Source organism: Flavobacterium poyangense, assembly GCF_011751075.1.
Taxonomy (GTDB): Bacteria; Bacteroidota; Bacteroidia; order Flavobacteriales; family Flavobacteriaceae; genus Flavobacterium; species Flavobacterium poyangense.
In genome coordinates this window covers 199,816-211,950 of the sequence record NZ_JAALLN010000005.1, presented here as the reverse complement: position 1 = coordinate 211,950, position 12,135 = coordinate 199,816, and the positions used below count along the sequence as shown (strand labels likewise).

General features: G+C 35.0%; 11 protein-coding genes. 2 read left to right on the top strand and 9 right to left on the bottom strand.

Translation table 11 applies throughout. The features are described 5' to 3' along the window. Positions 1-139: 139 nt before the first annotated feature. On the bottom strand, positions 140-364 hold the full coding sequence (locus G3A47_RS11575; protein WP_166922422.1) for a hypothetical protein: 225 nt from the start codon (positions 362-364) through the stop codon (positions 140-142). A 120-nt stretch (positions 365-484) separates the two neighbouring features. Between G3A47_RS11575 and G3A47_RS11570 the strand changes: the two genes are divergently transcribed. Together G3A47_RS11570 and G3A47_RS11565 are read left to right on the top strand one after the other, a co-directional pair. Beyond that, positions 485-1,153 carry a response regulator gene (locus tag G3A47_RS11570; RefSeq protein WP_166922420.1) on the top strand — a complete coding sequence of 223 codons (669 nt, stop codon included), beginning with the start codon at positions 485-487 and terminating at the stop codon, positions 1,151-1,153. A gap of 91 nt (positions 1,154-1,244) precedes the next feature. Then, positions 1,245-1,667, top strand: a complete 423-nt coding sequence (locus G3A47_RS11565; RefSeq protein ID WP_166922418.1) for a nuclear transport factor 2 family protein — start codon at positions 1,245-1,247, stop codon at positions 1,665-1,667. Positions 1,668-1,882: 215 nt separating this feature from the next. Here G3A47_RS11565 and G3A47_RS11560 read toward each other — a convergent pair whose 3' ends face one another. From G3A47_RS11560 to G3A47_RS11525, 8 genes are all read right to left on the bottom strand, one after another. Continuing rightward, on the bottom strand, positions 1,883-3,235 hold the full coding sequence (locus G3A47_RS11560; RefSeq protein ID WP_166922416.1) for a S41 family peptidase: 1,353 nt from the start codon (positions 3,233-3,235) through the stop codon (positions 1,883-1,885). 33 nt (positions 3,236-3,268) lie between these two features. Further along, a complete protein-coding gene (locus G3A47_RS11555; RefSeq protein WP_166922414.1) occupies positions 3,269-4,042 on the bottom strand; it encodes a hypothetical protein in 774 nt (257 codons plus the stop codon). A 101-nt stretch (positions 4,043-4,143) separates the two neighbouring features. Further along, a complete protein-coding gene (locus G3A47_RS11550) occupies positions 4,144-4,989 on the bottom strand; it encodes a T9SS-dependent choice-of-anchor J family protein (RefSeq protein ID WP_166922412.1) in 846 nt (281 codons plus the stop codon). Positions 4,990-5,117: 128 nt separating this feature from the next. After that, positions 5,118-6,419 (bottom strand): hypothetical protein, encoded by a 1,302-nt coding sequence (locus G3A47_RS11545; protein ID WP_166922410.1) that lies wholly within the window; start codon positions 6,417-6,419, stop codon positions 5,118-5,120. 36 nt (positions 6,420-6,455) lie between these two features. Further along, positions 6,456-6,671, bottom strand: a complete 216-nt coding sequence (locus G3A47_RS11540; protein ID WP_166922405.1) for a hypothetical protein — start codon at positions 6,669-6,671, stop codon at positions 6,456-6,458. A gap of 242 nt (positions 6,672-6,913) precedes the next feature. Then, entirely contained in the window at positions 6,914-10,147 is a 3,234-nt protein-coding gene (locus G3A47_RS11535) for a TonB-dependent receptor domain-containing protein (RefSeq protein ID WP_166922403.1), read from the bottom strand. 70 nt (positions 10,148-10,217) lie between these two features. Continuing rightward, positions 10,218-11,063 carry a FecR family protein gene (locus tag G3A47_RS11530; RefSeq protein ID WP_166922401.1) on the bottom strand — a complete coding sequence of 282 codons (846 nt, stop codon included), beginning with the start codon at positions 11,061-11,063 and terminating at the stop codon, positions 10,218-10,220. 263 nt (positions 11,064-11,326) lie between these two features. Beyond that, positions 11,327-11,893 (bottom strand): RNA polymerase sigma factor, encoded by a 567-nt coding sequence (locus G3A47_RS11525; protein ID WP_166922399.1) that lies wholly within the window; start codon positions 11,891-11,893, stop codon positions 11,327-11,329. Between the last annotated feature and the right edge of the window lie 242 nt (positions 11,894-12,135).

Here is a 12,135-nt window from a genome sequence, read left to right as displayed (position 1 = left end):
GAGAAAAAAAATACAAAAATAAAATAATAAGAAATCCTAGTCGAAATGGTCAAAATACAATTGTTGTTTATTATTTCAAATATAACATTTTGAAATAAATCAAAACTTTAATGATATTAATAATCAGCAAATAAAATTTTTAGTGTCTTGGTGGTTTCGGATTACTTGGGTCTCCATAATTTTCACCATCAAAACTCGCCGGTCTCATCCCTGGTTTGGTGTTGGTTGAATCGATTTTTCGTCCGAATGTATCAGTTGGTTTTTTAAAAGATTTAACTTGCTCATTTTCAAGCTCGTCATTTGAGCACGAAGCCATTGATAATGAAATCAAAACAAGTCCCAGAAAGTAGAATTTAGTCCTCATAAATATTGCTTTTATAATTAATTGTGAATATTTTGTAAAAAAAAAGCTTTATTTTTTCTAAATTGTACGGGATTTCCGTAATATTTTAACTAGATTTGATGTAAATTGAGATTACAAATTATGGGATTAAACATTTTAATAGTTGACGATCATCCAATGACCGTTGATAGTTACATCAACCTGCTGTCATACAGTAGCTTACAAGAAGAAAATTTGCATTTTATAAAAAGTTATAATTGTGAAGAGGCCTTTAATAAAATAAACTTATACGAAAAACAAAATATTTTAATACACTTTGCGTTACTGGACATCAGCATCCCTCCTTATAAAGATTTGCACATTAATAATGGAGTTGATCTGGCTTCGCTACTCCGGAAAAAATTCCCTTTCTGTAAAGTAGTCCTTCTTACCATGCACAGTGAAGCTTTGACAGTTGATAAAATAATTAAAGAAATAAAACCGGAAGGGTTTATCTCAAAAAGCGATATAAATTTTGAATTATTTCCCGTTATATGCCAAAAGGTTTTAAGTGGAGAACTGTACAAAAGCCCCACCATAATTGAGTCACAAAGAGAATTGCTAAAAAAGAATATAAGTTGGGATCACCATGACAGTCAGATTCTAATTTTATTAGCAGATGGAGTAAAAACGGTTAATCTGCCCAATTACATCCCCCTTTCTATGAGTGCAATTGAAAAACGCAAAGCCAATATAAAAGACCAGCTTTTAGAAGGCAAAGGAGGAGATAAAGACCTAATTGACAAGGCAAAAAAATTAGGTTTGATATAACCCATTGCTTGTACTTGTTTTCTAATCCCCAGAGATATAGCTTACTCCTGATAGAAGTTTATTATAATTTTTAATTATTAAACACTTACAAATGAAAACGACAAAAATTTTATGCCTGACTCTGACGCTATTCTTTTCTTTAGTCGGTCACGCTCAAAAGGATGAAAAAGATTTAATTAAACAAACCATTGAAACCTATTTTGACGGCTGGATGACGGGTGACACTCTAAAACTTGGAAAAGTAATGCATTCGTCCTGCAATTTAAAACTTATTAGAGACGGCCAGATCGTAATAATTACCAGAAAAAACTATCTGAGCGGATTTAAACCTCGCCCAAAAATGGAAAATACAAAAGGTAGCATACTCGATATCAATCTTACAAAAAATGTTGCCTCTGCAAAATGCGAGATTGAAACTCCCAAAAAGGTGTTCACCGATTACTTCAATATGATTAAACAAAATGGTGAATGGTATATTGTAGATAAAATTTCTACAAACTACGACAAAAAGTAAAGCTGTTTATCCTATTGCGTTTATCTAACCGCAAGGGTCGCTAAGATAACGAAAGTTGTTTCGGTAAAGCTTTGCGCATTCTCAACTATTTGCGAAATTTTTTTTCACGCAGATTTTGCAGATTTTTTTGCGTTATTATTTTGACAAAAACAATCTCCTAAATCTGCGTGAAAAAAAACTTGGCGACTTTGCGTGAAAATTTTTCCTTTTTTCGGTTAAAATTTAACCAACAGAAATGGGTCTGCATCTGTTGGGATTGCTTTTAATGATAGCTTTTTTGCAGCGGTATTTCTATTTTGTTTGGCGTGTATTCCTCCATTCAAAGCCCTATTGATTAAAATTTCTCTGGGATCTCCCAATGCAAAAATCTCCATTTCTTGAAGTTCATTTAGAGAAACCGTTGGAGTTATTCCGCTTGTGTAATTACCTTCATTATTGGCATTAAATAACTTATAAATCACCGGATATAAAATCCATCCTTTTTTGTCTTTAGTCCGCTCATCTTCTATTGCAAAGCCCGCAACATCCTTTCCTACTGTTTTTTCGCCTATAGAAATTACCGGCATAAACGGCTTTAAATTATTGATAATTATTTCAGAAGCTGAAGCAGTATGCTTTCCGCACAATACATACAGCTCCTGAATTAATAATGGATGCGCTGTTCTCAATGTTTCAAAATGTATTTGAAGTTCATTCATTTCCAGTGCCTCTTTAAAAGACTTATTTACAAAACCCCCGTTTTTATTTCCTTTAAATCTTATAAACAAATCGTCCTGTTTAATGTTTGGAGCCAGAAGAATGCTCAATGCTGTAGCTGATGAGACATCGCCACCTCCATTATATCTTAAATCGACGATTACTTTGGTTACTGCTTCATTTTTAAACTCTTTAAATACAGATAGCAAGGTTGATGCAAGTCCGCTGTCAAAATGAGCGATTGCGATATAACCCGTTTTCTCCTTATTATTTGAAATAACTTTATGAATTATGGATTGAGAAAAAGTAAAACCTCGAATAATTTCTATTTCTTTTGCGGTAGAAAAACCGGACTGTAACGAATATTCGAGCCATTGTAATTTGGCTCGGTCAGAGTGGACCAAACCTGCATACAAACTTTCAAAATTTTGATTGTTTAATGAAACCCCGTTTATTGCTTTTATATATTGACCTCTTTTAAGCCCCGATCGCTCAGCAGGCGAATCGGAAAGTACATATAAAATAACACCATAAACTTGTCCTTCATATTCTATAAAAGAAATATCAAATCCATAGGAGATTCTAATGCTTTTTGGAGCTGTTTCAGGCAACGCCACACTTGTTGCATAAGAAAAACGATCCTCCGTATGTAATAATTCTCCAAAATACTCTTTCGGATTGAGAGTCTTAGCAGTATTTTTTGGCAGACTTTCATTCCACAAATAATATTTTTTCATTTGTTCGTACATCCAGTCATTTACATATTCATTACTTCCTTCTTCATAAGTAACAGAAGTATCGTCTGTCTGACAGGAAACCATTAGAGAAAAAACAAGCAAAACAAACCGCAAAGCAAAATGATATTTTTTCATGGACAAAGGCATTCAAAAATTAGTGCTCAAGTATTAAAAAGAAAAATAATCCGTCAAATTAATAATCCCCTCTACACCTGAAAAAACACCGCTAGCATCTGCTTTTTCTTCAAGTACGATTAATTTTGATTTATTATTCTGAATCACCATCTGAAAAATGACTTTTTTCCCCGGTATATATGATTCGTCCGTTCCATGTTTAACAAGTTCCGCATTCACGATTGGAGGTGAACTAAAAGGAAACTCAAAAAAAGTGCTAAAACGGTCTTTCTTTATGTTCTCTATTCTACCTATTTGCTGACCATTCGTTTTTCTTAAAATAAGATCTAGAGCGCCACTATAACCACTTTTAGAATACTGGTTTACCGATGGGAAAATAAATTTATAGCCTACACGCCCTGATGTACTAAGCGTTCCCGGTTTATTAGAAAGGATATTTTCAATCCAAATGTTTTCTTTAGTATAAAAAGAGAGTGTGTCTAATGGTTTTGCGGTAGTAAAAGTATAGGAATGTAGAATTTTTTTCGTTTTTTTATTACTGATAGTTACTGTTTTAGTGCTCTGACCGTAAAATACGAATTCGTAATTGCTCTCTGTTTTTTTCAAAAAAGCATTGCGTTTATCCACCACTAGAAACTTACCATTTAAGGAAACCTGAATAGAATCTTGCAATCCATTATAAGCACGTATCACAACTTTTCCGGCTTTTTGTTCCTGATACAAGGGTACCAATTCATCGTTGCTGCAAGCGGAAATCAAAAGGCTTGTAATAAAAAAAAGAAATACTGCTTTAAATATATTCGTCATGAGTTGTAAACTGTTAAAATGATTCTGTTGTTATTGGTATTGTTTTTATTGAAATTGATATTGCGATTATTTTATTGCTATTGACATTGCTATAGCCTTTTCTATTTTTTGATAAATTTTATTCTTTCAGCTGCATCACCGTATTTAATGACCAGGAAATAAACTCCAGCCGTTAAGTTGCTAATCGAAATTCCTGCTTTATTATATTTCGATTCTTTAACCAATACACCTGTTGTATTGTATACTTTTAATGTAATTTCTTCTTCATTAATAGTTGAATCTAACTCTAATTGCAAGTCATTTTCAACCGGGTTTTGTTTTAATGCTATTTCCTTTTTCCCCAATACGTCTTTCAATCCTAAGGAAGCTACTGTAATTGATACTTTATCTATTTCATAACCTACAACAAAGTTGGGTGCGTTTAAAACTGCGAAATACACCTTTGTTTTTCCGGCAAACTGAGAAATATCTACCGTATAATCTTTAAATTCGGCATCTAAAGTTGTTGCTCTTGTTAATTCTATGGCTCCAATCTGAGTAAAAGATTTCGGGTCTTTATCTGTTGTAGATGCATAAACGTATAAATTATCAGGCCCGTCATAGATCGCTTTTTGAGCATTTAAAACCAATTGCATGCTTCCACCGTAAAATGATAAGTCTATTTCCGGCATGATAGCCCAGTTTTTCTGCTCTACACCAAGAGGAGCTCCTGAGGCCATATCAATATTATAAGTTCCTAATACTTTATAAGTTCCATCTGTGATAACCCCATTTTCATTGATCTGAATATTGGTTCGTGTAATCCAATTTTTCGCATCTCCATCAGCGTCCAAAAAAGTCCAGTCAGATGCCTCAGCATCATCAAAATCATCTTCCCAAATCGCATACTGTGCAGATGCCATTCCGGAGATCAGTATAAAAACCAATACAAGTAATTTTTTCTTCATTTTTATCTATTTAAAACAAAGGCTGCCTAAAAAGTGAGGATGCAAACCATCATCCTACTCTTCATAAAAAAAACAATAAAAAACTCTTTAGACAGCCCCGTTCATTTATTTATTAATTTACAGTACTATTAAAAGTTAGTAAACTTAGTCCAAGAGTTTGTCCAGTTTGCTTCCGTTTTAAATGCACCAGTTGAACCTGATAAATTTAAAGCTCCATCATTAAAGAATGGTTGCGTTAATCCCCATGCAGTAGCTGGGCTAACAGTAGATGTAGTGCTACCTAAACCTAAAGCAGTACCAACAGGCAATACCGGATTTGTGAAAGCATGTACTGATAAAAGATTCCATGTAGAGTTAGCAGGCAATGAAGGGCTTTCCCATCTGATTCCGGTTACATATCCGGTAACAGTTACATTAGAAAGACTGATTTGACCTAATCTACGTACGTGTATTGCATTCTCATAAAGAGCAGCATTTGTAGCAGAACTAGCACCAATAATAGACAATTGAGAGATAACTGGTCTTGTAATGATTGTTGTACTTGTACCAGTTGCATTGTTATCTAGTTCGATACCGTTTGAATCCGGGTTTCCACCGCTTAAACTGTGTGTAGAGTCTTTATCTGCAATAGCGATTGCTTTAGTGATAGATCCTGTGTAACCAAAATCGAAATCAAAGTTATCATCGTCCGGAGCAAAAGAAACTAAGTGACTTGCATTTACTGTTCCTCCGAAAAATTCGAATGAATCATCTCTTCCGTAAGATACCTGAACGTGATCAACAACAGTTCCGCTACCTACACCACCAAAAGTAAGACCATTGATCTCAACACCAGTTGTAGCATCTAAGATACGACCAGCAAACTCGATACGAACATAGTTTAAAGCTCCTGCGTTGTGAGCATTGTTTGTTCCTCCATAGTAAAAATCAGAAGGAGTTGGCTGATCACCTAAACCTTCAATAATATTAGTAGTTACTCCGGTATTTACCTGAGCATCTCCTAAAAGAACTACACCACCAAAATCTCCAGGTGCAGCTTTTGTTGCAGCATTACCATCTAGCAAATTGTAACTTGTAAAAATAACCGGAGCTGCAGCAGTACCCTGAGCATCAATCTGACCTGTTTTTGTAATTACCAATACTCCTGTAGCAACTCCTGAACCTAATACTTTAGCTTTAATGAAAGTTCCCGGTTGTATCGTTAATTTTGCCCCTATAACACGAACTACTCCACTAACTTCCCAAACTCTGTCGTTTGTCCAAGTAGTATTAGTTGTAATGTTACCACTTACTGTTTGTACTGCAGTTGGGTAACCTGAATAATCTGCACTTGCAGATTTCATTGCAAATGAAGAATCAGCACTTGCTTCATCATTTTGACAAGAATTGAAGAAAAGAATGGCAATCGCGAACAAAAAAACTTTTTTCATGATAACTGAATTTTGATTAACTTTGCTGCTAATATTTTACACTTGAGGTCTTTGGGAGGAGCAGCAAATTTTCTTCCCTTTGACCTTTCCTTTTTTTGGTAATGCTTTTAATAGGTTTTCCGTCTTACCTCCGGAGACTATCCCTGGGTATTCTTCTCTCACTTTTAGGGTTCCGGTGAAAGGATAATTTTCTTTAAAATCTGAAACAAACCATACTATAAATAATAGAGAACGTAAAATCAATTGTACCATTCTGACACGCTTTTTCGGTCTGGATTTTTTTTGCAGATTGTGTACGTCTGTAATGTGTAGTGTTTACTTGTAACAGTTTTTCAAAGAAATTAATATCGAAACAGATTGGCTTTATTTCTAAAATTGATCGTCTCTTTATATACATTAGATTTCAAAACGTAAAAAAATCACGTCAAAATCTTTCCTTAACATTTTCTTAATTTTAGTAGTCTTTTATTACTAAAATCAGCAATCTAATGTTACTAAAAAGAATAATTCAGAGAAAAATTAAAACTTCTTCCACTCCAGGCTTTGAACATTTTTCGGTCCATATCAGCATCATATTTATCCGTTGCTCCAGCCCCTAGCACTTTTTGATCCCTTGGATTTGAACCATAATCGTAATCGACATTTTTTGAGTAGCTATTGGCATTGTTATACGTTTCGATCGCAGTATCAAAAAGATTTCTGATTCCGAGTTTTATTTCTAAGTTTCGTTCTTTAAAAAACTTATAACTCACCTGAGCATCTGTAACGGCATACGGCATTCGGATTTCTTCTGCCTGATAATCAAACCCAACCAGAATATACTGATCTCCAATAGCATTGTGTCTGATACCAAACCCCAGACGTTCCCCGATATAATCCAATCCTAAATTGTAATTATAAGGAGCCTGTCCGTACAAAGGGCGATTGGCTTCGTAAAGTCCGCCTGTACCGTCAATGTTTACATATCCCGTGACTTTGGTATCATTAAAAGCGGCATTTCCGCACAGGAAGATTTTTTTCAAAAGATCGCCTTCACCTAAAAAAGAGAGGTTTTTGTAAATTTCAAATTCTACTCCAAATAGTTTGGCGCTGTCGGAGTTCATATTAAAGATGGTGCGGGAACCTCCATCATTACCAATCTGAGTAACACCTTCAATCGGGTGTTTTATATTTTTATGATACAATCCGAAAGACAGAATCTCGCCCTGAGAAGGATACCATTCTGTTTTAAAATCGAAATTATCAACCAGAGTAGAAACAATTCCACCCGTATAATTCAGGACTTTTGCATCGCGTATAGGATCGTAATACGGCATATTAATTCTTTCGGCAAACTGTGGTCGCAATACCGATTTGGTATAACCCAATCTAATATTCATTTTATTCGTTGGACTAATAGTCAGATTTGCAGAAGGCAGATATTGCCATACATCATCATCTTTTTGTGCCGTCTCAAAACTACCTGAATTATCAGACTGACTGGCAATCTGGGTGTACACATAACTTTCGGCACGCAGTCCCCAAACCAATCTTACGTACTGAGAAATTTTATTATCAAGCATTAAAAAAGGAGAATGAATTTTGACATCTCCCACATATTCATTACCATAAGTCGTAATCCTGTTCCAGCCATAACCGCCCCAGCGATAATAAGATCCATCCAACAATTGCGAAATAGGGAAATCAACAATAGCCTTATCCGAACCTTGTCCAACAACACTCAGAGCGGATGACTCCTGTTGATTGGTTGCTTTTTTATACGTCCCGAAATAACCGGCTTTTACATTGTTTTTGAACGTCTCACCAAAATCAAAAGCATAATTAAAATTGATCCCCACATTATAATCTTTCTGGCTGTTTTTAAAATTTGATCTTTTAAAAGCATCCGGATCAGCATTGTAGATCTGCTGATACAACTGAACATCACTTCCTACTTTTCTTCTATAACTTGTTAGAAAAGTAGCATCTTTAGTATCTTTTGATGTACTAGCGAAAGCACCAAACCAATTGATCTCAAAATTCTCAAAACGGTGATTTCCTTCTATTTTATTCTGAATAAAAGTCTGATAAACCGGATAATCCGTTTCTTTGGTAAAAGGCAAATAACTGCCGTTTACAATTCCTTCTACATTTCCGGCATAGAAATTCCAACCCGTGATTTGAGTAAGCTGATTGTCATACATATGCATGTACGTATTGCGAATGGCGATTTTATGATTTCCCAGTTGAATACCGGCATTAAACATTCCGCCCAGGGTAGAATTGAAGTTATAAGAAGCTCCTGAATTTTTAAATCCGTATTTTTTAAAGGTCGAATACCCATTTTCCGCTTCAGGAGTAAACTCCGAATTCGTCATATAAGTTCCCCTTTCGGTGTGGTCTATTTGCAACTGATCCTGAGTGTTTTTGAAAATAGCAGAGCCTACGAAACCAATTTTATTATTGTCTTTCAATTCATAAACCTTCCCTACAGCAAATTGCAATGAAGTTCCGGGAGCTGCGTAGGTTTTATAAGTACTGAAATTATCCTGGGTAAATCTTTTTGACTGCTCTAAAAATGGCCCTGATGTTGCTTCTGTAGTAGGTATTCCAATATTTACCAAACCCGATGGGTAATCTCTTGTACCATCGTCAAATCCGATATAATCCTTTGAACCTTCTTGTTTTGTCAGACGATCTTTAAAAGTACTTCTGCTATTATAAGAACTTCCTACGCTAAAGGACATAAAATTTTTCTTTGGAATGTCTTTTGTTTTTACTTCTACATATCCCCCGGCAAAATTAGCATTCATATCCGGAGTTGCATTTTTGCTAACCACAACACTTTCTACCATTGCCGTAGGAATAATATCAAAATTAAACTGCTGCACATTAGGATCTGTACTCGGCAAATTAACCCCATCCATTACAGCTTGATTCCAACGTTCACCCATAGAACGCACGACCACATATTTATCATCAATTGTGGTTACTCCCGTAATACGCTTTAAAGTGCTTCCGACATCCTTATCCGGTGTTCTGGCAATTTGTTCGGCAGAAATTCCGTCAGAAAACTGAGCGGCTTTCTTTTGTTGAAGCAGCATTCCCTCTGTAGAAGCAGTTGCTTTTTGATAGGTTTGTGTAATGATAACCTCATTCAACGATTCAGCATCGTCTTTAAGTACTACATTCAATACTATTTCTGCTCCTTCCAACACTTTTACATCTGTAATTTTCTGGCTTTGAAACGAAACATAACTTACTTCTAAGGTGTAAGATCCATCTTCTAAGGCAAAAGAATAATTCCCATCAAAATCAGAAACAATAGCATTTGCTGTTTCTACCACTTTTACAGAAGCTCCCGGCAAAGCCAAACCGTTTTTGTCGACAATTTTCCCGGAAATACCCCCAACTTTTTTTGTCGATGCCATCTTTTTATTAACAGCAATATTGGTATTGTTTCTTCTAAAATTAAGATTGGTGAGCAACTGCAATTCTTTTAATACTTCATCAATGGTTACATTGTCTTTTTTGAGATTGATAAGCGGTTTACTAAAATCTGTATCTTTTTGATAAATAAAACGATAAGGGGTTCGGGATTCTAAATTTTCGAAAATTTCTTTTGGTGAAGCATTTTTAAAATCTACCGACACAGTGCCGGATTGTGCATAGGTACTTGTTGTACTGAGGAATAGGCTAAAAAACAGAATTTGTATGGCAATCGGAAATTGCCTAAAAAAATCACTCATAAGTAAATAGTTTGTTTTAATGGTGTATTAGGTTATATGAAATCGTATGTTTTTTTTAGAGGATAAAGACCTATTTGCTCACTAAAAATTTATTCTCCCCAATTGGTTTGATTTTTACGTCTAAAGCAAATGCAATTGTCTGCAGTATTTCTGAAATGCCTTGTCTGGTATCTAATGTTCCTTTTATTTGGAGTTGTTTTAAATCTTCGGTAGCATATTGCAATTCAAAAACATGATCGGATTTAAGTTTCTCCATCACGGCAACGAGCGTTAAACCATCAACATCAAGCAATGCTTTTTTCCATTGCGGTTCCAACATCGTCGTTTTGTGTTTTCTAACTTTATTATCTTCCGGAGCCAATAATGCCGCATCTCCCCGCTCTAAAAAAACAGCATTTTCGGTACTTTCTACTTTTACCTTTCCGGTTCTCACATTTACTTCTGCTATTTTCCCGTATGCTTTTACATTAAATGACGTTCCCAAAACCGTTGTTTTTATATCACCGGAACTAATTATAAAAGGCCGTGTAGTATCTCGTGCCACTTCAAAAAAAGCTTCTCCTTTTAATTTTACAATACGCTCATTAGCCGCAAAATGTTCCGGGTATTCAATCTGAGTGTTTTCATTTACCCAAACACGGGTACCGTCAGACAGACGCAATAGTCTTATGTCCTGAGGAAATGTCTGTGTGATAATTTCCGGCTGCTTAGAGAAGTCAGATGCCAGAAAAGAGAAATACGCCGCAATGGCTATAAAAAGTACCGCACAAGCCGCGATCGCTCTTTGATAATTACGGCTACGTTTGTTGTTTGTTGCACGGAGAATATTTTTCCACATTCTGAGTTTTGCCTCCTCCGAAAATAATCCCTTTTGTGGCAATTCATCCCATTCTTCGCGTAGTCTGTACGATTTCATTTTTTCTTAGTAAAAATTAGTATTTAAGGAAAAATTCAAAAATTTCTCCTTTCTGACTACAATAGATAATTCTACTTCAAAAAATCACGGGGGTACAAGACACTTAACGATTTGTTAATGCCTAAAAAAACAAAAAACAGTTAAACCAATTAAAAAACAATTCATTACAAAAAACTAACTAAAAATAAGTTACATTTAATTTACACACCCGATGCAATTCTATAACATATCTCTATTTTCGATGGATTCGGAAAAATCGAAATTTAATTGTGGTTGATAAACACCAAAAGAAACCAATAAAGTTCATGGCTCTTTACAGAATTCTTCTTAAGATATTGTAGCGTTTTAGAGATCTGGTTGGCTACTGCGCTTTGTGACATTCCCATTTCGATCGCAATTTCCTTGTAGCTCATCTCGTCAAACTTATGCAGGGTGAATATTTTTCTTCTTTTCTCCGGAATCTGCTGCAATAGTATTTCTATTTTTTCCAGATTTAAAGAAACGGCCTCCTCTGCTTCTTCTGTCTCATCTAATTCTTTTACCAATTGTTCATATTCAAGTGAGAGCATTTCATTCTGTTTTTTATACCATTTTGAAATTTCCTGCTTACTACTTTTAAATAAAATCGAGTCTAAAGGAATGGCTGGATCAATCTTGGTGCGATATTTCCAAATATGAATAAAAACATTCTGTGTAATATCTTCGGCATCTACCGGCTGGGCAGCATACTTTTTAACAAAACAATATACTTTGAAATGATATAGCTCATAGATTTCTTTAAAACAAGAGTCGTCTCCGTCACGCAATCGGGTAATCAGAATGGTATTCATAATGCAATTTTAAAAGGTGTAGGGTATACTTACAAAATTACCTTAAACTGACTTTCCTTATTTTAACAACGCATTCATTTAATGATTTATTAATATCTGTGTTCGAAACCACTACCCTGATTCAAACACGAATTGCACGGATTTTTACTAATTTTTTTTACTCTTAACTGTGTGTGTTTTGCCACTAATTGCACGAATTTTCACGAATTGTTTTGTTTTTACTTTGATTGTTGAAGCGTAAC